We start from the raw sequence: 25,686 nt of genomic DNA on the forward strand, positions 1-25,686 counted from the left end.
CACAATGTCAGGCACTGCCGTGAGAAGTCCGCTACTCGATCGGGTGTATGTGAGCAGTCCTGGCATGGGCCGAGATGCCAAGAGCCGCATCTCATGACCACCGCGCGACGACGGCCCAAGCGGCGTGGTACCGATGCGCGAACCGCGCTGCGCAACGTTCCGATACTCGCCGATATCGACGACGAACAGCTCGAACGACTCGCAACCACCGTAGAACGCCGCCACGTGCCCGCTAACCAGTGGCTCTTTCATGCCGGAGAACCAGCGGACTCCATCTATATCGTCGACTCGGGGCGGTTCGTCGCTGTTGCCCCAGAGGGACACGTATTTGCTGAGATGGCATCCGGCGACTCGATCGGAGACCTGGGGGTGATCGCCGGGGCTGCCCGCTCAGCGGGAGTGCGAGCTCTGCGAGACGGCGTGGTGTGGAGGATCGCCGCGGAGACGTTTACCGACATGCTCGAGGCAACCCCGCTACTGCAATCGGCGATGCTGCGAGCGATGGCGAGAATGCTACGCCAGTCACGACCCGCCAAGACGGCTCGGCGTCCGCGGGTCATCGGCGTGGTATCGAACGGGGACACCGCCGCGGCCCCGATGGTCGACGCGATCGCTACTTCACTGGACTCGCACGGTCGAACTGCCGTGATTGCGCCGCCCGTCGAAACCACCTCCGCCGTTCAGGAGTACGACGAGCTCGTCGAGGCGTTCAGCGAAACCCTCGATCGCGCGGAGCGAAGCAACGATTGGGTCTTGGTGGTCGCCGACCGAGGCGCCGGCGACCTGTGGCGGCACTACGTTAGCGCGCAAAGCGACCGACTCGTGGTCCTGGTGGATCAACGGTATCCGCCGGATGCGGTCGATTCGCTTGCTACCCAACGGCCAGTGCACCTGATCACATGTCTGGCAGAACCGGATCCAAGTTGGTGGGATCGGTTGGCGCCGGTTTCGCATCATCCGGCCAACTCCGACGGCTTCGGTGCCCTTGCTCGCAGAATCGCCGGCCGATCGCTCGGCCTGGTGATGGCCGGTGGCGGAGCCCGGGGACTGGCGCATTTCGGTGTTTACCAAGAGCTCACCGAAGCCGGCGTCGTCATCGATCGGTTTGGCGGAACAAGTTCGGGTGCAATCGCTTCCGCAGCGTTCGCGCTGGGGATGGACGCCGGGGATGCGATCGCCGCGGCGCGAGAGTTCATCGCAGGAAGCGACCCACTCGGCGACTACACGATCCCAATATCCGCCCTCACGCGAGGTGGACGCGTCGATCGTCTGGTGCAGGGATTCTTCGGCAACACGTTGATCGAACATCTGCCCAGAGGGTTCTTCTCCGTCTCCGCCGACATGATCACCGGCGATCAGATCATCCATCGGCGGGGATCCGTCTCGGGCGCCGTGCGCGCATCGATCTCGATCCCCGGTCTCATCCCGCCAGTGCACAATGGCGAGCAGCTGCTCGTCGACGGTGGGCTGTTGAACAATCTGCCGGCCAACGTGATGTGCGCCGATACCGATGGCGAAGTCATCTGCGTCGACCTCCGCCGAACGTTCGTGCCGTCGAAGGGCTTTGGCCTGCTGCCGCCAATCGTTACGCCGCCCGGGCTCCTCCGGCGGCTTTTGACCGGCACGGATAACGCGCTACCACCGCTGCAAGAGACGTTGCTGCGCGCCTTCGACCTTGCCGCCTCCACCGCAAACCTGCGCGAGCTTCCTCGCGTTGCGGCCATCATCGAGCCCGACGTGTCGAAGATCGGAGTGTTGAACTTCAAGCAGATTGATGCCGCCCTAGAGGCTGGGCGGATGGCAGCCCGTGCGGCTTTGCAAGCACAGCCGGACCTGGTGCGCTGAACCCGACCAAGTGCCGCTACGGCCCACTCAGGTGTCCGGCACCGGGCGTACGCGCTGCGCCGGGCGGTCCGGTGTGATCTCATCAGCAGCTATGAGCATCAAAGTTGCGCTGGAGCACCGCACCAGCTACACCTTTGACCGGCTGGTGCGGGTGTATCCGCACATCGTGCGGCTACGCCCGGCGCCGCACTCCCGCACCTCCATCGAGGCCTACTCGCTGCGCATCGAGCCCGCCGACCACTTCATCAACTGGCAGCAGGACGCGCTGGGCAACTTTCTGGCGCGGCTGGTCTTTCCGAATCCCATGCGCCAACTGCGTATTACCGTCGGGCTTATCGCCGACCTCAAGGTGATCAACCCCTTCGACTTCTTTATCGAGGACTGGGCCGAGATATGGCCCTGCGCAGGGATGGCCTACCCCAAGGCGCTCGCCGATGACCTGAGGCCGTACTTGCGGCCGGTCGACGAAGACGGCGACGGTTCGGGCCCCGGCGAGCTCACGCAGGCCTGGGTGCGCAACTTCACGGTGCCCGATGGCACCCGCACCATCGACTTCTTGGTCGCACTCAACCGCGCGATCAACGCCGACGTCGGCTACTGCGTGCGCATGGAGCCCGGAGTTCAGACACCGGATTTCACGCTGCGCACCGGCGTCGGCTCGTGCCGGGACTCGGCGTGGCTGCTGGTCTCGATCCTGCGTCAGTTCGGGCTGGCCGCCCGGTTCGTGTCCGGCTACCTGGTTCAGCTGGCATCCGACATCGAAGCGCTCGACGGGCCGTCGGGGCCCGCCGCCGACTTCACCGACCTGCACGCGTGGGCCGAGGCATACATCCCGGGTGCCGGCTGGATCGGGCTGGACCCGACGTCGGGGCTGTTGGCCGGCGAGGGCCACATTCCGCTGGCGGCTACGCCCCACCCCGCCAGCGCGGCACCCATCAGCGGCGGCACCGACGTGTGCGACACCGTGCTGGAGTTCTCCAACACCGTCACCCGCGTACACGAAGACCCACGTGTCACGTTGCCCTACACCGACGAGTCCTGGAAGACCATCTGTGAGGTGGGCCAGCGCGTCGATGAGCGGCTGGCCGCCGCCGACGTCCGGCTGACCGTCGGCGGCGAACCGACGTTCGTGTCGGTGGATAACCAGGTCGCCGAAGAGTGGCGGACGGCGGCCGACGGCCCACACAAACGCGAACGGGCATCCGACCTGGCCGCCCGCTTGAAGGCGGTGTGGGCCCCGCAGGGACTCATCCACCGCGGTCAGGGCAGGTGGTATCCCGGAGAGCCGTTGCCGCGCTGGCAGATTGCGCTGTATTGGCGCACCGACGGGCGGCCGCTGTGGACCAACGACGCGCTGTTGGCCGACCCCTGGGGCGCCCCGCCCGCCGACCCCGTCGACGACGACGCGGCCTACCGGGTGCTCGCCGGGATCGCCGACGGCTTGGGGCTGCCGATCTCGCAGGTGCGGCCCGCCTACGAAGACCCGTTGAGCCGGCTGGCTGCGGCCGTGCGAATGCCAGCCGGCGACCCGGTGGAATCCGGTGACGACCTCGGCTGCGACACCAACCCCGACACCCCCACCGGCCGCGCCGCGCTGCTGGCGCGCCTCGATGAGGCCATCACCTCTCCGGCTGCGTACGTGCTGCCGCTGCACCGCCGCGACGACGGGCAAGGCTGGGCCAGCGCGAACTGGCGGCTGCGCCGCGGTCGCATCGTGTTGCTCGAAGGGGATTCGCCGGCGGGCCTGCGGCTGCCGCTGGATTCGATCAGCTGGCGCCCACCCCGGGCATCGTTTGACGCCGACCCGGTAGCTGTGCGATCCACATTGCCGGCGGAGCCCCACACCGACCGGGCCGTAGTGGAGGATCCCGAGACGGCTCCGACCACCGCGTTGGTCGCCGAGGTCCGGGGTGGGCTGGTGCACATCTTCTTGCCGCCCACCGACGCGCTCGAGCACTTCATCGACCTTGTCGCCCGAGTCGAGGCCGCGGCGACGACGGCCAACTGCCCGGTGGTGATCGAGGGCTACGGCCCACCCCCGGACCCGCGGCTGACGTCCACCACAATCACCCCCGACCCCGGCGTCATCGAGGTCAACATCGCGCCCACCGCCTCTTTTGCAGAACAACGGCAACAGCTGGAAACCCTGTATCAACAAGCGCGCCTGGCCCGACTCACCACCGAAGCGTTCGACGTCGACGGCACGCACGGCGGCACCGGCGGCGGCAACCACATCACGCTTGGCGGCGTCACACCCGCGGACTCACCGCTGCTGCGCCGGCCCGACCTGCTGGTTTCACTGCTGACCTACTGGCAGCGACACCCGTCGTTGTCCTACTTGTTCGCCGGGCGTTTCGTCGGCACCACGTCACAGGCGCCCCGGGTTGACGAGGGCCGCGCCGAGGCGCTCTACGAACTCGAGATCGCGTTCGCCGAGATCCTCCGGCTGTCGCCGTCGTCCGGGGGCGGCCGGCCCCAACCGTGGGTGACCGACCGCGCGCTGCGGCACCTGCTCACCGACATCACCGGCAACACCCATCGCGCCGAATTCTGCATCGACAAGCTCTACAGCCCCGACAGCGCCCGGGGCAGGCTCGGCCTGCTGGAGCTCCGCGGGTTCGAGATGCCGCCGCACCTGCACATGGCGATGGTGCAGTCGCTGCTGGTGCGCTCGCTGGTGGCGTGGTTCTGGGACCAACCGCTGCGCGCCCCGCTGATCCGCCACGGCGCCAACTTGCACGGTCGATATCTATTGCCGCACTTCTTGATTCATGACATCGCCGACGTCGCAGCCGACCTGCGCGCGCACGGCATCGCGTTCGAGACTAGCTGGCTGGACCCGTTCACCGAGTTCCGCTTCCCGCGCATCGGCACCGCCGTATTCGACGGCATTGAGATCGAGCTGCGCGGGGCCATCGAGCCATGGCACACCCTTGGCGAGGAGGCCACCGCGGCAGGCACCGCGCGCTATGTCGACTCGTCGGTCGAGCGCATCCAGGTCCGCATCATCGGCGCCGACCGGCACCGCTACGTGGTGACCTGTAACGGCTACCCGATGCCGTTGCTGGCTACCGACAACCCCGACATCCACGTGGGTGGTGTGCGGTTCAAAGCGTGGCAGCCGCCCAGCGCGCTACACCCGACCATCACGGTCGACGGCCCGTTGCGGTTCGAGCTCATCGACATCGCCACCGCTACCTCGTGCGGCGGCTGTACCTACCATGTCGCCCATCCGGGCGGCCGCGCCTACGACGAGCCCCCGGTCAACGCCGTGGAGGCGGAGGCCCGCCGCGCCCGGCGCTTCGAGGCGACCGGCTTCACCCCGGGCAAGCTCGACCTGTCCGACATCCGGGAGAAACAGGCCAGGATATCCACCGATATCGGCGCGCCGGGCATCCTCGACCTACGACGCGTGCGTACCGTGCAACAGTAATGGCACCCTCAGCTTCTGCCGCTACCAACGGCTACGACGTCGACCGCCTGCTGGCCGGATACCGCACCGCGCGTGCCCAGGAAACACTGTTCGACCTGCGGGACGGCCCGGGAGCCGGCTATGACGAATTCGTCGACGACGACGGCAACGTGCGACCGACCTGGACCGAGCTCGCCGACGCGGTCGCCGAACGTGGCAAGGCGGGGCTGGACCGGCTGCGCTCGGTGGTGCACAGCCTGATCGACCACGACGGCATCACCTACACCGCAATCGATGCACACCGGGACGCGCTGACCGGCGACCATGATCTGGAACCGGGGCCGTGGCGCCTGGACCCGCTGCCGCTGGTGATTTCCGCGGCCGATTGGGAAGTGCTGGAGGCCGGCTTGGTGCAGCGATCGCGCTTGCTTGATGCCATCCTCGCGGACTTGTACGGGCCCCGCAGCATGCTCACCGAGGGTGTCCTGCCGCCAGAGATGCTGTTCGCTCATCCCGGCTACGTGCGTGCCGCTAACGGGATCCAGATGCCTGGGCGCCACCAACTTTTCATGCACGCCTGTGATCTCAGCCGGTTGCCCGACGGGACTTTTCAGGTCAACGCCGACTGGACGCAGGCGCCCTCGGGCTCCGGCTATGCGATGGCCGATCGACGTGTCGTCGCGCACGCCGTTCCCGATCTGTACGAGGAACTGGCGCCGCGACCCACCACACCGTTCGCCCAGGCGCTCCGGCTGGCACTGATTGACGCGGCACCCGATGTCGCCCAAGACCCCGTCGTGGTGGTGCTCAGCCCGGGCATCTATTCAGAAACCGCTTTCGACCAGGCGTATCTCGCAACGCTGCTGGGTTTCCCGCTAGTGGAAAGCGCGGACCTGGTGGTGCGCGACGGCAAGCTGTGGATGCGTTCGCTGGGCACGCTGAAACGCGTTGACGTCGTTCTTCGCCGCGTCGATGCCCACTACGCGGATCCACTGGATCTACGCGCCGATTCCAGGCTCGGTGTCGTCGGTTTGGTGGAAGCGCAGCACCGCGGAACAGTGACCGTCGTCAACACGCTGGGCAGCGGCATCCTGGAGAACCCAGGCCTGTTGCGCTTCCTGCCGCAGCTATCCGAGCGCCTGCTCGACGAAAGCCCGCTGCTGCACACCGCTCCGGTCTACTGGGGCGGCATCGCCAGCGAACGCTCACACCTACTGGCCAATGTCTCGTCGCTGCTGATCAAAAGCACTGTCAGCGGGGAAACTCTTGTCGGACCGACACTTTCGTCTGCACAACTGGCCGATCTGGCAGTGCGTATCGAGGCGATGCCGTGGCAGTGGGTGGGCCAGGAGCTGCCGCAGTTCTCGTCGGCGCCCACCAACCATGCCGGGGTGTTGTCGTCCGCCGGGGTAGGCATGCGACTGTTCACCGTTGCCCAGCGCAGTGGTTACGCGCCGATGATCGGCGGCCTCGGCTATGTACTGGCGCCCGGTCCTGCCGCATATACGCTGAAAACCGTTGCAGCAAAAGATATCTGGGTGCGCCCAACGGAGCGTGCGCATGCCGAGGTGATAACGGTGCCGGTGTTGGCGCCGCCGGCCAAAACCGGAGCGGGCACCTGGGCGGTCAGCTCTCCGCGCGTGCTGTCCGATCTGTTCTGGATGGGCCGCTACGGCGAGCGCGCGGAGAACATGGCCCGGCTGCTGATCGTCACCCGCGAGCGCTACCACGTTTTCCGGCACCAGCAGGACACCGATGAAAGCGAGTGCGTGCCGGTGCTGATGGCCGCGCTGGGCAAGATCACCGGATATGACACCGCAACTGGCGCCGGCAGCGCTTACGACCGGGCCGACATGATCGCGGTCGCCCCGTCGACACTGTGGTCTTTGACCGTGGATCCGGACCGGCCGGGTTCCCTTGTTCAGTCGGTGGAGGGGCTGGCACTTGCCGCCCGGGCGGTGCGCGACCAGCTGTCCAACGACACCTGGATGGTGCTGGCCAATGTGGAACGCGCGGTGGAGCACAAGTCCGACCCGCCGCAGTCGCTGGCAGAGGCGGACGCCGTGCTTGCGTCGGCTCAGGCGGAGACGCTAGCCGGCATGCTGACGTTGTCCGGGGTGGCCGGCGAGTCGATGGTGCACGACGTGGGCTGGACGATGATGGACATCGGCAAGCGTATCGAACGCGGCCTGTGGCTGACCGCGTTGCTACAAGCCACGTTGAGCACCGTGCGCCACCCCGCCGCCGAGCAAGCCATCATCGAGGCAACCCTGGTGGCGTGTGAATCGTCGGTTATCTATCGGCGCCGCACCGTAGGCAAGTTCAGTGTCGCCGCTGTGACCGAGCTGATGTTGTTCGACGCCCAGAACCCGCGCTCGCTGGTGTATCAGCTGGAACGGCTGCGCGCCGACCTGAAAGACCTGCCTGGCTCGTCGGGATCGTCTCGTCCGGAACGGATGGTGGACGAGATGAACACCCGCCTGCGCCGCTCACACCCAGAAGAGTTGGAAGAGGTCTCCGCCGACGGGCTGCGCGCCGAGTTGGCGGAACTGCTGGCCGGGATACATGCCTCGCTGCGTGACGTGGCCGACGTCCTCACCGCCACTCAGTTGGCGTTGCCCGGCGGCATGCAACCGCTGTGGGGTCCAGACCAACGGCGGGTGATGCCGGCCTAAACGGTGCGACGGCTGTGAGCCGGCTCGAAATCCGGGGCCACCTCGTCGACGACGGTGTGGATGAACCGCATCTTCTCCAGCACAGCGGCCGGCAGCACAAAGGGGTATAGGTCGTCGTGGCCCATCGAGCGATTGACCATGTTCAGCGACCACGACAGCGGCAGCCACTTGTCGATGATGGTATTAAAAGCGCTGGGGCCCAACGCCGGCCGGTCGAAGGTTGCCGACGCCGGTGCCAGGCCGCACCAGGCCGCGGTGTCCAGGGCGTCGCGGATATGCAGGTAATGAGCGAACGTCTCGGCCCAATCCTCACTCGCGTGCATGGTCGCATACGACGAGACAAAGCTGTCCTGCCAACCTTCCGGCGGGCCGCCACGGTAATGCCGATCCAACGCCTGGGAGTAGTCAGCGTCCGGGTCTCCGAACAACTCGTTGAACCGGGACAGATAGTCGCTTGACGAGGCGATGAGTCGATAGAAGTAGTAGTGCCCGATCTCGTGGCGGAAGTGCCCAAGCAGGGTCCGATACGGCTCGTCCATCTCGACCCGCAGCTGCTCCCGATGCACATCGTCGCCTTCGGCGAGATCCAGTGTGATGACTCCGTTCTGGTGTCCGGTGGTCACGTTCTCGTGCGCGCTGGACAATAGCCGGAAGGCCAACCCATGGTCAGGATCCTGGTCGCGGCCGACGATCGGCAGCTTCAGCTCGTGTAGCTCGGCGATCAGCCGCCGCTTGGCACCTTCGGCTCGGGCGAACTCCGCCAGCCCGGCGGTGTTGGTATCGCTGGGCCGCTCGATGGTCAGCACACAAGAACTGCAAAGTCCGCCGAGCTGATCACTGGGCACCAGCCAATTGCATTGCGCGAGGTGGAGATTGGCGCAGAGTTGGACATCGGCGTCGTCGGCGATGACCAGCAGCGCCATCCGCCCAAGAGAAAACCCCAGCGCGCTGCCGCACGACAGGCAGGCGGAGTTCTCGAATGCCAGGCGCTGCCCGCAATTTGGACAGTGGAAGTCACGCATGCAGCGCATCACCTTCGAAGGGCACGACATCGACAGAAACGTCGATCACACTGTTCTCGGAGTTGGTGTAGATGATGCCGCGTAGCGGCGGCACGTCTGCGTAGTCGCGGCCGCGGCCCACGACGATGTAGCGCTGGTCGACCAACTGGTCATTGGTGGGATCCAGCCCCAGCCACTCGAACCGCCCGGGCTGCTGCGGAGTCCACACCGAGGCCCAGGCATGCGTCGCGTCGATGCCGATCATCCGATCCTTTCCGGGCGGCGGGTCGGTGGCCAGGTAGCCCGACACATAACAGGCCGCCAAACCGTTGGCCCGTAGGCAGGCGATCGCCAGCCTGGCGAAATCTTGGCATACCCCTTCGCGGGCCAGCAGCACCTCGTTGACTCCTGTGGAAATCGTCGTGGAACCCGGGCGGTAGGTGAAGTCGGTGTAGATCCGCGACGCGAGATCGCGCAATACCTCGACCAGGGGGCGTTTGGGCAGGAAGCTAGGAGCCGCGTACTCACGCACCGCATCGGTGATCTCCGGCGGGTTCAAGTCCAGGGTGAACTCGGTGGCTAGCGATCCGGGCAGCCCGGCGGGCCGGGCCGCCTCCCACGGTTGCAGCGCCGGCCCGCTGGTGTAAAGCCCGGGCGGCGGCGGGGACACGTCGACGATGGAATCGCTGGTGATCGTCAAGGTGCGGTGCGGTTCGGTGACGTGGAAATAGGAGCTGATGTTGCCGTACCCGTCGCGACTGGTGGACCGGTCGGCGGGGGCCGGGTCGATGGTCAGCCGGTGTGCGACACAACGCTGCCGCAGCGAATTCCGCGGCGTGAGAAACCCGCGGCCATAGGAGCTGGTCACCACGTCGGAGTAGCGGTATTCGGTGCGGTGTGTTACTCGATAGCGGTGAGTGCCCGACAACGGCAACGACAACGAGCTATCTGCTGACAAAAAGCTACCTCCTGGCTGATCACATCACACGCCGGCGGCTCGTCCGGCGCGATCGTCGCGCAATGTGGCGCCAAGCGCACCATAGCCGGAGCACAATTAAAGCGTGGCTACCTGGGACGACGTCGCCCGTATCGTGGGTGGGCTGCCGCTGACCGCGGAGCAGGCACCGCACGACTGGCGTGTTGACCGCAAGCTGCTGGCCTGGGAACGGCCGCTGCGCAAGTCCGACCGCGGAGCCCTGACCAGGGCCGGATCGGAGCCACCGTCCGGCGACATCGTCGGTGTCCGAGTGTCGGACGAGGGGGTGAAGTTCGCCTTGATTGCCGACGAGCCGGGCGTGTACTTCACCACCCCGCATTTCGACGGCTATCCAGCGGTGCTGGTCAGGCTGGCCGAGATCGAGGTTCGCGACCTCGAGGAGTTGATCACCGAGGCCTGGCTGATGCAGGCGCCGAAGCAGCTGGTGCAGGCGTTTCTCGCCAATTCAGGCTGACATGCCCGACGGGCCCGGGCGTTCGATTACCCGTTGTAGATCGGTGACACACGCTTGGACGATATCGGCGCGCACCACTTCGTTGCTGCCACAAGCAGCCGATTGCAGTGTCGACGCGGTTGCGCGGGCGGCGGCCGCGTGCTCGTTCGCTGCCGTCGGATCCGCGTCGGCCAGGCCGGTTCCCGCGGCGAGGTCGGTGAGCACGGCGTGCACGGGCGTTGGCAGCTTATCGCCACCAGGCCCGGCAATGGTGCGAGCCAGATGCAACACCGAACTGACCAGCAGGGCCAGGTAGACGGCCTGTTGATCGAGATCGCGGACAGTGCTGCGCACCCCCCATCGGCGGGGCGCTCGCCGCGCCACCATGGCAGCGTTGGCGCGCACCTCGATGAGCCCGTTCAGCTGCTGATGCAGTCGATCAGCGGCTGCCATCGGCCAGTCGGGCGGGGCGCTGGTGGGATCGCTCACCGTGTTCACCAGCTCGGCGAGGATGTCGCGCACAGCGGCCAACACGTCGGCGCGCGCACTGCACAGCATGACCACCGGGTCGGGCGGGAAGAGCAGAATGCTGAACACGATAGCCAGCCCACCACCGACCAGCGCGTCGAAGAGGCGTTCGAAAACCACACTGCCGTTGGACGCGAAGACCAAGACCAGCACCGCGGAGACGGCGGCCTGGTTGATGAACATTAAGCCTTGCGCGACCAACCCGCGTGCGCACAGCACCGCGACCGACAACGCGATGAACACCACCACACCCATGGCGATCGGTCCGGAACCAAGCAGAGCATGCACGCCAGCACCCAGCACGATCCCCAGCGCCACCCCGACGATCATCTGTTGGGCACGTCGTGCGCGCAGCACGTTGGTCGCCGACATGCACACCACAGCCGAAATCGGCGCGAAGAACGCCTGCGGATGGTTGAACACGTCATGGGTGAGATACCACGCGAGGCCGGCGACGACCGATGTCTGGGTGATCGGCCACAGCACGGTGCGCAACCGTTGGGCGACCGCACGGCCGCCGCAGGCCGTCCTGACTAGCAGCGAAGCGCTCATGAACGCCTATTTATTCACACTCGGGTGCGACGTCGTAACCGCAAAGATCTGGTCATGCCTGCTGGACCCGCTTGGGCTGGGCATCTATTCCGGACTCCTTACGTTGCTGAGCGGTAATGGGCGCCGGCGCGTCGGTGAGCGGATCGACGCCGCCGCCGGTCTTCGGGAACGCGATCACCTCACGGATCGAGTCCATCCCGGCCAGCAGCGCGGTGGTCCGGTCCCACCCGAACGCGATTCCGCCGTGCGGCGGTGCGCCAAACATGAACGCCTCCAACAGGAATCCGAACTTTTCCTCCGCCTCGGCCTTGTCCAGGCCCATCACCGCGAACACCCGTTCCTGGATATCACGGCGGTGGATACGCACCGAGCCGCCACCGATCTCGTGGCCGTTGCAGACGATGTCGTACGCGTCGGCCAGCACGCTGCCGGTATCGGATTCGATGCGGTCCTCCCATTCCGGTTTCGGCGCGGTGAAGGCATGGTGCACCGCGGTCCAGGCCCCCGAGCCGACCGCGACCTCACCGGCGGCGGTCGCTTCGTCGGCCGGCTCGAACAGCGGCGGGTCAACGACCCAGACGAATGCCCACGCATCGGGGTCAATCAGGCCCAGCCGGTTGGCGATCTCGACGCGGGCCGCGCCCAGCAGTGCCCGCGACGATTTGACCGGACCGGCCGAGAAGAAGATGCAATCGCCGGGTTTGGCCCCGACATGGTCGGCCAGTCCGGTGCGCTCGGCCTCGGTCAGGTTTTTGGCCACCGGACCGCCCAGCGTGCCGTCTTCGGCGACCAGCACGTAGGCCAGTCCGCGGTGGCCGCGCTGCTTGGCCCAGTCCTGCCAGCCGTCCAGCGTGCGCCGCGGCTGCGACGCCCCGCCAGGCATCACCACCGCGCCCACATACGGTGCCTGGAAGACACGAAATGTGGTGTCGGAGAAGAAATCCGTGCATTCGACGAGCTCCAGCCCGAACCGCAGGTCGGGTTTGTCCGTACCGAATCGGCGCATCGCTTCGGCATAGCCGATCCGCGGGATGGGCGTCGGAATCCGGTAGCCTATCAGCGCCCACAGCTCGGTCAGAACTTCCTCGGAGATCGCGATGATGTCCTCGGCGTCGACGAAGCTCATCTCCATATCGAGCTGGGTGAATTCGGGCTGGCGGTCGGCGCGGAAGTCCTCGTCGCGGTAGCAGCGGGCGATCTGGTAGTAGCGTTCCATCCCCGCCACCATCAGCAGCTGCTTGAACAGCTGCGGGCTCTGCGGTAGGGCGTAAAACGAACCGGGGTGCAGTCGGGCCGGCACCAGGAAGTCGCGCGCTCCCTCCGGGGTCGAGCGGGTGATCGTCGGCGTCTCGATCTCGACGAAGTCGTGACGCGCCAGCACCGCGCGCGCAGCGGCATTCACCCGGGAACGCAGTCGAATCGCCGCAGCGGGGTCGTCGCGGCGCAGATCGAGGTAGCGGTACTTCAGTCGCAACTCCTCACCCGCCGGTTCGTCCAGCTGAAACGGCAGCGGCGCACATTCGCCCAGCACGGTCAACGACGTGGCGTTGACCTCGATCTCGCCGGTAGCGATCTCCGGGTTGGCGTTGCCTTCCGGGCGGATCTCGACGACGCCGGCCACCGATACGCAGAATTCCGCACGCAGCCGGTGAGCCTGCGCCAGCACCTCAGTGTCCTGGGGGTCGCGGAACACCACCTGTGCGATGCCCGAAGCGTCCCGCAGATCGATGAAGATCACGCCGCCGTGGTCGCGGCGGCGAGCCACCCAGCCGGCCAATGTCACCTGCTGCCCGGCGTCGCCTTCCCGTAGCAAACCCGCGGCGTGGCTGCGCAGCACAAACACTCCCCTTCAACCGGATTAACCGACTGCTCAGTCTAGAGGTGCCCGCGGCGCACATCGGTCACGCAGGGTAATTTCGGCTCATCTCAACAAACATTGCAACAGGCATTGCCCTAGTCGGACCCGGTGCCGTCGGAACGACGGTCGCCGCGCTGTTGCACAAGGCCGGGTATTCGCCGCTGTTGTGCGGCCACACTCCGCGCGCCGGGATCGAGCTCCGGCGAGACGGCGCAGACCCCATCGTGGTGCCCGGTCCGGTGCACACCAGTCCTCGGGAGGTTGCCGGCCCGGTCGATGTGCTGATCCTGGCGGTCAAGGCCACTCAGAACGACGCCGCACGTCCCTGGCTGACCCGCCTGTGCGACGAGCGCACCGTGGTGGCCGTGCTGCAAAACGGTGTCGAACAGGTCGAGCAGGTCCAGCCGCATTGTCCGTCCTCGGCCGTGGTTCCCGCGATCGTGTGGTGTTCGGCCGAGACCCAGCCGCAAGGGTGGGTGCGCTTGCGCGGTGAAGCCGCACTGGTCGTTCCCACCGGGCCCGCGGCCGAGCAGTTCGCCGGGCTGCTGCGCGGTGCCGGCGCCACGGTGGACTGCGACCCCGACTTCACCACGGCGGCCTGGCGCAAACTACTGGTCAACGCGCTGGCGGGATTTATGGTGCTGTCCGGACGGCGGTCGGCAATGTTCCGCCGCGACGACGTCGCGGCATTGTCGCGCCGCTATGTCGCCGAATGCCTGGCGGTGGCGCGCGCTGAGGGTGCCCGACTCGATGACGACGTCGTCGACGAAGTGGTCCGCCTCGTCCGGTCGGCCCCGCAGGACATGGGCACCTCGATGCTGGCCGACCGGGCAGCCCACCGGCCACTGGAATGGGATTTGCGCAATGGGGTGATCGTCCGCAAGGCCCGCGCCCACGGCCTGGCCACCCCGATCAGCGACGTGCTGGTGCCGCTGCTGGCGGCTGCCAGCGACGGTCCCGGATAGCAATGTAGCTAATGTCTAGATCATGTACCCCTGCGAGCGGGTAGGCCTGAGCTTCACCGAGACCGCGCCTTACCTCTTCCGCAACACCGTCGACCTGGCCATCACGCCCGAGCAACTCTTCGAAGTGCTCGCCGACCCGCAGGCCTGGCCACGCTGGGCAACGGTGATCACAAAGGTGACCTGGACCAGTCCCGAACCGTTCGGCGCCGGCACCACCCGCATCGTCGAGATGCGCGGGGGTATCGTCGGCGACGAAGAGTTCATTTCGTGGGAGCCTTTCACCCGCATGGCATTTCGGTTCAACGAATGCTCCACCAGAGCCGTCGGCGCGTTCGCCGAAGACTATCGGGTGCAGGCCATCCCCGGTGGTTGCCGGCTGACCTGGACCATGGCGCAGAAACTCGCCGGCCCGGCGCGGCCGGCGCTGTTCGTCTTCCGGCCCCTGCTGAACCTGGCGCTGCGCCGGTTTCTAAGGAATCTGCGCAGGTATACCGACGCTCGGTTCGCCGCTGCGCAGCAGAGTTAGGCTGGATCGGCCGATTTCGGGAGCGTGCGATGACCTTCAACGAGGGTGTGCAAATCGATACCAGCACCACGTCGACCTCGGGTAGCGGTGGCGGGCGGCGCTTGGCCATCGGGGGCGGCCTCGGTGGGCTACTGGTGGTGGTGGTCGCAATGCTGCTCGGCGTCGATCCCGGTGGCGTGCTGAGCCAACAACCTCTCGACACCCGCGACCACGTAGCACCCGGTTTCGACCTGAGCCAGTGCAGAACCGGGGCCGATGCCAACAGGTTCGTGCAGTGCCGGGTGGTGGCCACCGGTAACTCCGTGGACGCGGTATGGAAACCGCTGTTGCCCGGCTACACCCGCCCACACATGCGGCTGTTCAGCGGCCAGGTAGGCACCGGATGCGGACCGGCCAGCAGCGAGGTCGGGCCGTTCTACTGCCCAGTGGACAAAACGGCCTACTTCGACACCGACTTCTTCCAGGTGCTGGTCACCCAATTCGGTTCCAGTGGCGGCCCATTCGCGGAAGAGTATGTGGTGGCCCATGAATACGGCCATCACGTGCAGAACCTGCTGGGGGTGCTCGGCCGCGCTCAGCATGGTGCGCAAGGTGCTGCGGGCAGTGGCGTGCGCACGGAGTTGCAGGCGGACTGCTACGCCGGGGTGTGGGCATACTACGCGTCCACCGTCAAGCAGGAGAGCACCGGTGTGCCTTACCTGGAGCCGTTGAGCGACAAGGACATCCAAGACGCCCTCGCGGCCGCGGCAGCGGTGGGCGACGACCGTATCCAACAGCAGACGACCGGACGCACCAACCCCGAGACCTGGACGCATGGCTCGGCCGCGCAACGGCAGAAGTGGTTCACTGTCGGATACCAGACTGGCGACCCCAACATCTGCGACACCTTTTCCGCCGCGGACCTGGGGTAGGCGAATTACCAGGGACGAGTCGAGCACTGCACGCCGCTGCCGCCGTCCTGCGACACCACCACCTGGCCGTCTACAACAATCTCGCAGTGGAACTCCGGATTGACCCGCAGGCCGCCGCTGGCGGTGACGATCGCCCACTGGCTCGGGTTTGCCAGCGTGGCGGTATAGACCAGCGGCTGACCGCCAGCGATCGGAGTGTGCAAGGTAATCATGTACTTCGATGAATCGGCATTGAAAGCCGCCATGCTGGGCGGATCGGCGCTCATGTACCGAATGTTGGCCATCAGGTCGCTGGTGGTCGTGACGGTGTAGGTCACCTGATGCCCGACCGGATCCGCGCGGGCAATCGCCGGGATGACCCCGCTGAGCGCGGCTCCGGCAAACGTCACCAGCGCGACGGCGCTTGGCACTGTGCGCACGGACGTCATATCTAAAACGCTACCGGATGCGTTACCGACGCCGGCCGGCACTGCATGCGATGACCGTCGCCCGCCATCCGGGCAAGCCGAATTGCGTGAGCCGCACCGCCATTAGCAGCCGAAAGCTGTCGTTGGCCTCGGGCTTCGCGCTCTGGAGGCGATCGCTGGTGTGAGCGTCTACGCAGTTCAGAAAGCCTTTCCGAGCAACGCGCCGAGGTAACTTCAGATTTCGGCAGCCGGTTTACCCGCAGGTAAACCAGGGCGGGTATGAAACGTGAGTGGGCGCCGATCTGAAGCAGCCGCAGGATGCCGATTCACCCCCGAAAGGGGTTAGCCGCCGTAGGTTCCTGACGACGGGCGCGGCAGCGGTTGTTGGGACAGGTGTCGGCGCGGGCGGGACCGCGCTGCTGTCGTCACACCCCCGGGGTCCTGCCGTCTGGTATCAACGTGGTCGGAGCGGCGCGCCTCCGGTGGGTGGTCTGCACCTGCAGTTCGGCCGGAATGCCAGCACCGAAATGGTGGTGTCCTGGCATACCACGGACACCGTCGGCAATCCGCGAGTCATGCTGGGCACGCCAACCTCTGGCTTCGGCAGCGTCGTGGTGGCCGAGACCCGGTCGTACCGGGATGCGAAGTCCAATACCGAGGTGCGCGTCAACCACGCTCACCTGACCAACCTGACACCCGATACCGACTACGTCTACGCCGCGGTGCACGACGGTACAACTCCGGAGCTCGGGACCGCACGGACCGCACCGTCGGGTCGAAAACCGCTACGCTTCACCAGCTTCGGTGATCAGTCCACTCCCGCGTTGGGCAGACTGGCCGACGGGAGGTACGTCAGCGACAACATCGGATCCCCCTTCGCCGGTGACATCACGATTGCGATCGAGCGTATTGCCCCGTTGTTCAACCTGATCAACGGTGACCTGTGTTACGCCAACCTGGCACAAGACCGAATTCGCACCTGGTCGGACTGGTTTGACAACAACACCCGCTCGGCGCGCTACCGGCCGTGGATGCCGGCAGCGGGCAATCACGAGAACGAAGTCGGTAACGGGCCAATCGGTTATGACGCCTATCAGACCTACTTTGCGGTACCCGACTCGGGATCCAGCCCGCAACTGCGCGGGCTATGGTACTCGTTCACCGCCGGCTCGGTGCGGGTGATCAGCCTGCACAACGATGATGTGTGCTACCAGGACGGTGGCAACTCCTACGTACGCGGCTATTCGGGCGGCGAACAACGGCGCTGGCTGCAAGCCGAACTCGCCAACGCTCGGCGCGACTCGGAAATCGACTGGGTGGTCGTCTGCATGCATCAGACCGCGATCTCCACCGCCGACGACAACAACGGTGCCGACCTCGGAATCCGGCAGGAATGGCTACCGCTGTTCGACCAGTACCAGGTCGACCTGGTGGTGTGCGGCCACGAACACCACTACGAGCGGTCACATCCGCTGCGCGGGGCCCTGGGCACCGATACCCGAACACCGATACCCGTCGACACCCGCAGCGACCTCATCGACTCAACCCGGGGAACCGTGCACCTGGTAATCGGTGGGGGCGGCACGTCGAAGCCGACCAACGCGCTGCTCTTCCCGCAGCCTCGGTGCCAGGTGATAACCGGCGTCGGGGATTTTGATCCCGCGATCCGGCGTAAGCCGTCCATATTCGTGCTCGAGGATGCGCCGTGGTCGGCGTTCCGCGACCGCGATAATCCTTACGGCTTCGTGGCCTTCGACGTCGACCCGGGTCAACCCGGCGGCACTACCTCGATCAAGGCGACGTATTACGCGGTGACTGGGCCGTTCGGGGGACTCACCGTCATCGACCAATTCACCTTGACCAAGCCGCGCGGCGGATAGCTCAGAACAGGGTCGCCTGAACGGGTACCAGTGCCGCTTCGGTCTCCGGCGGCGCCGGGCGATGATCACCCGCCAACCGATACTTTGCGATCAGCGGTGCCACCCGTTCCCGCAGCATCTCGCGGTAGCTCGGCGGTAGATATGGCCCGCGCCGGTACAGTTCGCGGTACCGGCTGACCAGTTCGGGATGCGCGCGGGCCAGCCAGCACATGAACCAGCCGCGCGTCGAACCCCGCAGATGCAGGCCAAAGACCGTTACACCGGTGGCGCCTGCGGCCGCGATCTGGCCCAACAGTTGGTCAAGGTGCTCGCCGGAGTCGGTGAGTTGTGGCAGCACCGGCGCGACCATCACGTGACAGTCCAAGCCGGCGGCGCGAATTGCGGTAATGAGCGCCAGCCGCGCCTGCGGTGTTGGCGTACCCGACTCGACATCCCGGTGCAGCTCCGGGTCGCCAACGGCCAGCGACACCGCCACCGACACCGGCACTTGTTGGGCGGCCTCGGCGATCAACGGCAAGTCCCGTCGCAGCAGGGTGCCCTTGGTCAGGATCGACAGCGGCGTACCGGATGCCGCCAGCGCGCCGATGATGCCCGGCATCAGGGCGTAGCGGCCCTCCGCGCGCTGGTAGGGGTCGGTGTTGGTGCCCAACGCGACGGTCTCGCGCCGCCAGGACGGCCGGCGCAACTCGTGACGCAGCACAGCGGCGACGTTGGTCTTGACCACCACCTGGGTGTCGAAGTCGGTGCCCGGATTGAAGTCCAGGTACTCGTGGGTGGGGCGGGCGAAACAATAGCGACAAGCATGCGAGCAGCCGCGGTAGCCGTTGACGGTGTAGCGAAACGGCAACGCGGCCGCGTTGGGCACCTTGTTCAGCGCTGATTTGCACAACACCTCGTGGAAGGTGATGCCGTCGAATTGTGGCGCGCGAACGCTGCGGACCAGGCCGATCCGCTGCAACCCCGGCAGCGCCCCGTCGTCAACGGGCATCCCGTTCACCGCGACGGCTTGCCGGGCCCAACGCATACCATTATTCGAACAACCGTTCTATACTTTGTCAACGCTGGCCGCTACCGAGCGCCGCACAGGATGTGATATGCCATCTCTGCCCGCACAGACAGGAGCCAGGCCTTATGACAGCATTCGGCGTCGAGCCCTACGGGCAGCCGAAGTACCTAGAAATCGCCGGGAAGCGCATGGCGTATATCGACGAAGGCAAGGGTGACGCCATCGTCTTTCAGCACGGCAACCCCACGTCGTCTTACTTGTGGCGCAACATCATGCCGCACTTGGAAGGGCTGGGCCGGCTGGTGGCCTGCGATCTGATCGGGATGGGCGCGTCGGACAAGCTCAGCCCATCGGGACCCGACCGCTATAGCTATGGCGAGCAACGAGACTTTTTGTTCGCGCTCTGGGATGCGCTCGACCTCGGCGACCACGTGGTACTGGTGCTGCACGACTGGGGCTCGGCGCTCGGCTTCGACTGGGCTAACCAGCATCGCGACCGAGTGCAGGGGATCGCGTTCATGGAAGCGATCGTCACCCCGATGACGTGGGCGGACTGGCCGCCGGCCGTGCGGGGTGTGTTCCAGGGTTTCCGATCGCCTCAAGGCGAGCCAATGGCGTTGGAGCACAACATCTTTGTCGAACGGGTGCTGCCCGGGGCGATCCTGCGACAGCTCAGCGACGAGGAAATGAACCACTATCGGCGGCCATTCGTGAACGGCGGCGAGGACCGTCGCCCCACGTTGTCGTGGCCACGAAACCTTCCAATCGACGGTGAGCCCGCCGAGGTCGTCGCGTTGGTCAACGAGTACCGGAGCTGGCTCGAGGAAACCGACATGCCGAAACTGTTCATCAACGCCGAGCCCGGCGCGATCATCACCGGCCGCATCCGTGACTATGTCAGGAGCTGGCCCAACCAGACCGAAATCACAGTGCCCGGCGTGCATTTCGTTCAGGAGGACAGCCCAGAGGAAATCGGTGCGGCCATAGCACAGTTCGTCCGGCGGCTCCGGTCGGCGGCCGGCGTCTGACCGCAACCGGGCCTCATGCTAGGCCACCGGCGACCGACGGACTTCCCGCGCGAGCCGCTCCAAAAGCCTCAGCCGCTCGGGGTGGTCGGCTCGTCAAACGACAGCCCTATCAGCCGAGACACCACGTTGTGCAGCGCGTCAAACACCTCCAGGATCTCTTCTCGGCTACTCGAAACCCATGTTTGAAACGTATGACGCCCACCGACAAGAATGGCCGCCTTGAGGCCCTGCGGCCACGGTGGCGCAAGTGATTTCGGTGACTCCGGCTGGAAGCGGCGACTACCCAGCCAGCCGCGAAATTACTTCGGCCACAACCGAATCCATCGAGACCGAAACTTGCTCACCCGTCGTCAAGTCCTTCACTGCGACCGTCCCGGCCTCGATGTCGCGGTCGCCCGCTACCAACGCAACACGGGCGCCGGAACGAGCGGCCGCGCGCATCGCGCCTTTGAGCCCGCGATCACCATAGGCAAGGTCAACCCGCACCCCGGCCGCGCGCAGTCGTCCAGCCAGCACCGCCAGCCTGAGCTTGGCCGCCTCGCCAAGCGGCACGCCGAACACGTCGCACCGGGCGCTGTCCCCCGCCGTCTTGCCCTCGGCCCGCAGCGCCAGCACGGTCCGGTCCACGCCCAGCCCGAACCCGATGCCCGACAAGTCCTGCCCGCCAAGCTGGTGCATCAGGCCGTCGTAGCGCCCCCCGCCGCCGATCCCCGATTGCGCACCAAGCCCGTCATGGACGAACTCGAAGGCGGTCTTGGTGTAGTAGTCCAGGCCGCGCACCATGCGCGGGTTGATGACATAGGGCACTCCAAGCGCGTCCAGATGGGCGAGCACGGTGTCGAAATGCTGCTTGGCGACATCAGACAGATGATCCAGCAACACCGGCGCCGACGCCGTCATCGCACGCAATTCGGGTCGCTTGTCGTCGAGCACCCGCAGCGGATTGATCCCTGCGCGCCTGCGGGTGTCCTCGTCGAGATCGAGTCCAAACAAGAACTCCTGCAACAGTTCCCGGTACTGCGGACGGCAACTCTCGTCTCCCAGGGAGGTGATTTCCAGCCGGAACCCGTCGAGACCCAACGAGCGGAACCCGGCGTCGGCAATGGCGATCACCTCGGCGTCCAACGCCGGGTCGTCGACGCCGATCGCCTCCACCCCGACTTGCTGTAACTGGCGATACCGGCCGGCCTGCGGACGCTCGTAGCGGAAAAACGGGCCCGCATAACACAACTTCACCGGCAGCGCGCCGCGATCCAGCCCGTGTTCGATCACCGCACGCACCACCCCGGCGGTGCCCTCGGGCCGCAGCGTCACCGAGCGGTCGCCACGGTCGGCGAACGTATACATCTCCTTGGACACCACGTCGGTGGATTCACCCACGCCCCGGGCGAACAGGGCGGTGTCCTCGAAGATGGGCAGCTCGATGTGGCTATAGCCGGCTTGACGGGCCGCCGCGAGCAGCCCGTTGCGCACCGCGACGAACTGCGCCGAGTCGGGCGGGACGTAGTCCGGTACCCCCTTGGGGGCCGAAAATGACGAGAATTCCGTCACCGGCTCAAGCCCTCAAGGAACGGATTGAAGCGCCGCTCGGCCCCAATGGTGGTGGAGTTGCCGTGCCCGGGCAGCACCACCGTGCTGTCGTCGAGCACCAGGAGTTTGTCGACGATGGAGCGCAACAGGTCGCGGCCGCTGCCGCCGGCCAAGTCGGTGCGGCCTATCGCACGCTCGAACAGGGTGTCACCGGTGAACACGATGTCCTTGTCGTTGTTGGTCGCCTGCAGGACCCGGAAGACCACCGACCCGCGGGTGTGACCCGGTGTGTGATCGATGTTGACCGAGATGCCGCCGAGGTCGATCTTGTCGCCGTCTCGGTCCAGCTCCACAACCTGTTTAGGCTCACGAAAGAACGCACCCGCAACCAGCTGCGCTATCCGCGGGCCCAGGCCGTAGATGGGGTCGGTCAGCATGAACCGGTCGGCGGGATGCACATAGGTGGGGCAGCCGAAGGTGTCTGAGACCTTCTGCGCGGACCAGATGTGATCGATGTGTCCGTGGGTGAGCAGCACCGCGGCAGGGGTCAGCCGGTTCTTGTCGAGGATGCGACGCAGCGTGCCCATCGCACCCTGGCCCGGATCGACGATGACGGCGTCGGTTCCGGGCCGCTCGGCCAGCACATAACAGTTACACGCCAGCAACCCCGCAGGAAATCCGGTGATCAACACGGTTCCCAGTTTCCCATCCCCGGCGTCCGGGGACGAGGCGGGCCGCGAACATGGGCCACTTGACACCGGTCGCGGCGCCCCGATTAGCCTGTGCTTTCGTGCCGACCAATGCTCAGCGACGTGCCACAGCCAAACGCAAACTCGAACGACAACTAGAGCGCCGCGCCAAGCAAGCCAAACGCCGTCGCATCTTGACTATCGTCGGTGGCTCACTCGCAGCGGTGGCCGTGATCGTCGCGGTAGTCGTCACGGTGGTGGTCAACAAGGACGACCACCAGAGCACCACGTCAGCAACCCCCACCGACTCGGCCTCGACCAGCCCCCCGCAGGCCGCGACCGCTCCCCCGCTGCCGCCGTTCAAGCCGTCGGCCAACCTCGGCGCCAACTGCCAGTACCCGCCGTCGCCGGACAAGGCCGTCAAACCGGTCAAGTTGCCCCGGACCGGCAAGGTACCCACCGACCCGGCCCAGGTCAGCGTGAGCATGGTGACCAACCAGGGCAACATCGGTCTAATGCTGGCCAACAACGAATCGCCGTGTACGGTCAATAGTTTCGTCAGCCTCGCGCAGCAGGGTTTCTTCAAGGGCACCACTTGTCACCGGCTGACCACCTCACCAATGTTGGCGGTTCTGCAATGCGGCGACCCTAAGGGCGACGGCACGGGCGGTCCGGGCTACCAGTTCGCCAACGAATACCCCACCGACCAATACTCGGCGAACGACCCCAAGTTGAACGAGCCCGTCATCTATCCGCGCGGGACACTGGCCATGGCCAACGCCGGCCCTAATACCAACAGCAGCCAGTTCTTCATGGTCTACCGGGACTCAAAGCTGCCACCCCAATACACCGTGTTCGGCACGATCCAGGCCGACGGACTGACCACCCTGGACAAGATCGCCAAGGCCGGCGTCGCCGGTGGCGGCGAAGACGGCAAGCCCGCCACCGAAGTCACCATCACGTCGGTGCTGCTGGATTAGCCCGACGCTCGCCGAGCAGACACAGAATCGCACGAAATCAGCCCGCCCAATGCGATTCTGCGTCTGCTCGGCGGAGAAAAGCGCGCTACGCGGCCGAGGTCACCCGGTAGACGTCGTAGACACCTTCGACGTTGCGGACGGCGTTGAGCAGGTGCCCGAGGTGCTTGGGGTCACCCATCTCGAAGGTGAATCGACTGATCGCCACCCGGTCCCCCGAAGTGGTGACCGACGCGGACAGGATATTGACCTTCTCGTCGGCCAGTGCGCGCGTCACATCCGACAGCAGCCGGTGCCGGTCGAGTGCCTCGACCTGGATTGCCACCAGAAACACCGACGACGGCGACGGCGCCCATAGCACCTCGATGATGCGCTCGGCCTGCTGCTGCAGCGATGCGGCGTTGGTGCAGTCGGTGCGGTGCACACTGACCCCGCCGCCACGGGTGACGAACCCCATAATCACATCGCCCGGAACCGGCGTGCAGCACTTGGCCAGCTTGGTCAGCACGCCCGGGGCGCCGGGGACGGAGACCCCGACATCGTCGGTGCTGCGTGGGCGCCGCGGCATGGTCGCCGGCGTGGACCGCTCGGCGAGTTCCTCTTCCGCCTGGTCGATACCGCCGAGCTCGGCCAACAACCGCTGCACGACGTGTTTCGCCGACACGTGCCCCTCACCGATGGCGGTATAGAGTGCTGACACGTCCGCGTAGTGCAGCTCGCGGGCCACCGCCGCCATGGACTCACCATTGACCAAGCGCTGCAACGGAAGTCCACCGCGGCGCACCTCGCGGGCCATCGCATCCTTACCGGTCTCCAACGCCTCCTCACGCCGCTCCTTGGCGAACCACTGGCGGATCTTCGTCTTTGCGCGCGGCGACACCACGAACTGCTGCCAGTCCCGCGACGGCCCGGCGTTCGGCGCCTTGGACGTGAAAACCTCGACAACTTCTCCGTTTTCCAGCTTGCGTTCCAGCGCTACCAACCGGCCGTTCACTCGGGCGCCGATGCAGCGGTGGCCCACCTCTGTGTGCACCGCGTAAGCGAAGTCCACCGGCGTCGAACCGGTTGGCAGCGTGATCACGTCGCCCTTGGGGGTAAACACGAAAATCTCTTGCACCGCAAGGTCGTAGCGCAATGATTCCAAGAACTCACCGGGGTCGGCCGCCTCACGTTGCCAGTCGAGCAGCTGACGCATCCAGGCCATGTCGTCGATCTCCGCGGCGGCATGCGGATGAAGAACACCGTTGCGGCCCTTGGCTTCTTTGTAGCGCCAATGCGCGGCGATGCCGTATTCGGCGGTGCGGTGCATGTCGCGGGTACGGATCTGCACTTCCAGCGGCTTGCCCTCAGGCCCGACCACAGTGGTGTGCAGTGACTGGTACACACCGTATCTGGGCTGGGCGATGTAGTCCTTGAACCGACCCGCCATCGGCTGCCATAGCGAATGCACTACGCCGACAGCCGCGTAGCAGTCCCGGATTTCGTCGCACAGGATGCGCACACCGACCAGGTCGTGGATGTCGTCGAAGTCGCGGCCCTTAACGATCATCTTCTGGTAGATCGACCAATAGTGCTTGGGGCGGCCCTCCACCGTCGCCTTGATCTTCGACGCGGTCAGCGTGTTGACGATTTCGGCACGCACCTTGGCCAGGTAGGTGTCCCGGGACGGCGCGCGACCGGCGACCAGCCGGACGATCTCCTCGTACTTCTTGGGATGCAGGATCGCGAAGGACAGGTCCTCCAACTCCCACTTGACGCTGGCCATGCCCAGCCGATGCGCCAGGGGTGCAATGACTTCCAACGTCTCACGGGCCTTGCGGGCCTGCTTCTCCGGCGGCAAGAAGCGCATGGTGCGCATGTTGTGTAACCGGTCAGCCACCTTTATCACCAGCACCCGCGGATCGCGGGCCATCGCGGTGATCATCTTGCGAATAGTCTCGCCTTCGGCGGCGCTGCCCAACACCACCCGATCCAGCTTGGTCACCCCGTCGACGAGATGGCCCACCTCTTCGCCGAATTCCTCGGTCAACGCCTCCAGGGTGTAACCGGTGTCCTCGACGGTGTCGTGCAGCAGCGCGGCCACCAAAGTGGTGGTGTCCATGCCCAACTCGGCCAGAATGTTGGCAACGGCCAACGGGTGGGTGATGTAGGGATCACCGGACTGCCGCAACTGGCTGGCATGCCTTTGGTCAGCGACCTCGTAGGCTCGCTGCAAGATCGACAGGTCGGCCTTGGGATAGATCTCCCGGTGCACCGCCACCAACGGCTCGAGCACCGGATTGGTGGTGCTGCGCTGGGCGGTCATCCGCCGGGCCAATCGGGCCCGCACCCGACGCGACGCGCTGATGCTGGTCTTAAGAGTCTCGACCGGCGACTCGGGCGTCTCGAGAGCGGGCTCGAGAGCCGCAGAAGCCTCCGTGGGCGGTGCAACCGCTTGCGCCGTGAGCTGGTCCTCGGCCACGTTCG

General features: G+C 66.0%; 19 protein-coding genes. 10 read left to right on the plus strand and 9 right to left on the minus strand.

The genetic code is table 11. From position 1 onward, the window contains the following. Nucleotides 1–93: 93 nt before the first annotated feature. The 3 genes from FF952_RS13625 (at nucleotide 94) to FF952_RS13635 (ending at nucleotide 7,932) form a co-directional block, all read left to right on the plus strand. Nucleotides 94–1,845: a patatin-like phospholipase family protein gene (locus FF952_RS13625; RefSeq protein ID WP_003901427.1), complete on the plus strand. Its 1,752-nt coding sequence runs from the start codon at nucleotides 94–96 to the stop codon at nucleotides 1,843–1,845. 91 nt (nucleotides 1,846–1,936) lie between these two features. Then, nucleotides 1,937–5,278, plus strand: a complete 3,342-nt coding sequence (locus FF952_RS13630) for a transglutaminase family protein (protein ID WP_003913357.1) — start codon at nucleotides 1,937–1,939, stop codon at nucleotides 5,276–5,278. Further along, nucleotides 5,278–7,932 carry a circularly permuted type 2 ATP-grasp protein gene (locus tag FF952_RS13635; protein WP_003413330.1) on the plus strand — a complete coding sequence of 885 codons (2,655 nt, stop codon included), beginning with the start codon at nucleotides 5,278–5,280 and terminating at the stop codon, nucleotides 7,930–7,932. The genes FF952_RS13630 and FF952_RS13635 overlap by 1 nt, the downstream gene beginning before the upstream one ends. Here the strand turns inward: FF952_RS13635 and FF952_RS13640 are convergent. Further along, a complete protein-coding gene (locus FF952_RS13640) occupies nucleotides 7,929–8,954 on the minus strand; it encodes a zinc-binding metallopeptidase family protein (protein WP_003413332.1) in 1,026 nt (341 codons plus the stop codon). The genes FF952_RS13635 and FF952_RS13640 overlap by 4 nt on opposite strands. Further along, nucleotides 8,947–9,891, minus strand: a complete 945-nt coding sequence (locus tag FF952_RS13645; RefSeq protein WP_003904883.1) for a transglutaminase family protein — start codon at nucleotides 9,889–9,891, stop codon at nucleotides 8,947–8,949. Before FF952_RS13645 ends, FF952_RS13640 begins: the two co-directional genes overlap by 8 nt. A 103-nt stretch (nucleotides 9,892–9,994) precedes the next feature. Between FF952_RS13645 and FF952_RS13650 the strand changes: the two genes are divergently transcribed. Next, nucleotides 9,995–10,384 carry an MmcQ/YjbR family DNA-binding protein gene (locus FF952_RS13650; protein WP_003903946.1) on the plus strand — a complete coding sequence of 130 codons (390 nt, stop codon included), beginning with the start codon at nucleotides 9,995–9,997 and terminating at the stop codon, nucleotides 10,382–10,384. Here the strand turns inward: FF952_RS13650 and FF952_RS13655 are convergent. After that, nucleotides 10,376–11,443 carry an FUSC family protein gene (locus FF952_RS13655; RefSeq protein WP_003899381.1) on the minus strand — a complete coding sequence of 356 codons (1,068 nt, stop codon included), beginning with the start codon at nucleotides 11,441–11,443 and terminating at the stop codon, nucleotides 10,376–10,378. The genes FF952_RS13650 and FF952_RS13655 overlap by 9 nt on opposite strands. 52 nt (nucleotides 11,444–11,495) lie before the next feature. After that, complete coding sequence (aspS, locus tag FF952_RS13660) at nucleotides 11,496–13,286, minus strand: aspartate--tRNA ligase (protein ID WP_003899382.1); 1,791 nt, start codon at nucleotides 13,284–13,286, stop codon at nucleotides 11,496–11,498. A gap of 92 nt (nucleotides 13,287–13,378) precedes the next feature. Here aspS and FF952_RS13665 point away from each other — a divergent pair, with 92 nt between their 5' ends. Genes FF952_RS13665 through ypfJ form a run of 3 tightly spaced genes read left to right on the plus strand, consistent with a single transcriptional unit; the run spans nucleotide 13,379 to nucleotide 15,703 of the window. Further along, nucleotides 13,379–14,266 (plus strand): oxidoreductase, encoded by an 888-nt coding sequence (locus FF952_RS13665; RefSeq protein ID WP_015385292.1) that lies wholly within the window; start codon nucleotides 13,379–13,381, stop codon nucleotides 14,264–14,266. A gap of 22 nt (nucleotides 14,267–14,288) precedes the next feature. Beyond that, the gene (locus FF952_RS13670; RefSeq protein ID WP_003413345.1) at nucleotides 14,289–14,792 is read left to right on the plus strand and encodes an SRPBCC family protein; all 504 of its coding nucleotides are present in this window, start codon (nucleotides 14,289–14,291) and stop codon (nucleotides 14,790–14,792) included. A gap of 29 nt (nucleotides 14,793–14,821) precedes the next feature. Continuing rightward, on the plus strand, nucleotides 14,822–15,703 hold the full coding sequence (ypfJ, locus tag FF952_RS13675) for a KPN_02809 family neutral zinc metallopeptidase (RefSeq protein WP_003903948.1): 882 nt from the start codon (nucleotides 14,822–14,824) through the stop codon (nucleotides 15,701–15,703). 5 nt (nucleotides 15,704–15,708) lie between these two features. Here the strand turns inward: ypfJ and FF952_RS13680 are convergent, their stop codons facing one another. Then, nucleotides 15,709–16,131, minus strand: a complete 423-nt coding sequence (locus FF952_RS13680; protein WP_003914074.1) for an Rv2576c family protein — start codon at nucleotides 16,129–16,131, stop codon at nucleotides 15,709–15,711. A gap of 269 nt (nucleotides 16,132–16,400) precedes the next feature. Between FF952_RS13680 and FF952_RS13685 the strand changes: the two genes are divergently transcribed. After that, a complete protein-coding gene (locus tag FF952_RS13685; protein ID WP_003413355.1) occupies nucleotides 16,401–17,990 on the plus strand; it encodes a purple acid phosphatase family protein in 1,590 nt (529 codons plus the stop codon). Between the two features lies 1 nt (nucleotide 17,991). On the opposite strand, the gene FF952_RS13690 is transcribed toward FF952_RS13685, so the two are convergent. Continuing rightward, nucleotides 17,992–19,014: an Rv2578c family radical SAM protein gene (locus tag FF952_RS13690; protein ID WP_003413359.1), complete on the minus strand. Its 1,023-nt coding sequence runs from the start codon at nucleotides 19,012–19,014 to the stop codon at nucleotides 17,992–17,994. Nucleotides 19,015–19,121: 107 nt separating this feature from the next. Here FF952_RS13690 and FF952_RS13695 point away from each other — a divergent pair, with 107 nt between their 5' ends. Further along, nucleotides 19,122–20,024 (plus strand): haloalkane dehalogenase, encoded by a 903-nt coding sequence (locus tag FF952_RS13695; RefSeq protein WP_003413363.1) that lies wholly within the window; start codon nucleotides 19,122–19,124, stop codon nucleotides 20,022–20,024. Between the two features lie 279 nt (nucleotides 20,025–20,303). On the opposite strand, the gene hisS is transcribed toward FF952_RS13695, so the two are convergent. Continuing rightward, nucleotides 20,304–21,575 carry a histidine--tRNA ligase gene (hisS, locus tag FF952_RS13700; protein ID WP_003904886.1) on the minus strand — a complete coding sequence of 424 codons (1,272 nt, stop codon included), beginning with the start codon at nucleotides 21,573–21,575 and terminating at the stop codon, nucleotides 20,304–20,306. Further along, nucleotides 21,572–22,246, minus strand: a complete 675-nt coding sequence (locus FF952_RS13705) for an MBL fold metallo-hydrolase (RefSeq protein WP_003413366.1) — start codon at nucleotides 22,244–22,246, stop codon at nucleotides 21,572–21,574. The genes hisS and FF952_RS13705 overlap by 4 nt, the downstream gene beginning before the upstream one ends. Before the next feature lie 98 nt (nucleotides 22,247–22,344). Between FF952_RS13705 and ppiB the strand changes: the two genes are divergently transcribed. Further along, entirely contained in the window at nucleotides 22,345–23,223 is an 879-nt protein-coding gene (gene ppiB, locus FF952_RS13710; RefSeq protein WP_003917032.1) for a peptidylprolyl isomerase PpiB, read from the plus strand. Between the two features lie 85 nt (nucleotides 23,224–23,308). Here ppiB and FF952_RS13715 read toward each other — a convergent pair whose 3' ends face one another. Further along, on the minus strand, nucleotides 23,309–25,681 hold the full coding sequence (locus FF952_RS13715) for a RelA/SpoT family protein (RefSeq protein ID WP_003413368.1): 2,373 nt from the start codon (nucleotides 25,679–25,681) through the stop codon (nucleotides 23,309–23,311). Nucleotides 25,682–25,686 lie beyond the last annotated feature (5 nt).

Source organism: Mycobacterium tuberculosis complex sp. N0072 (genome assembly GCF_030323725.1).
Taxonomy (GTDB): Bacteria; Actinomycetota; Actinomycetes; order Mycobacteriales; family Mycobacteriaceae; genus Mycobacterium; species Mycobacterium tuberculosis.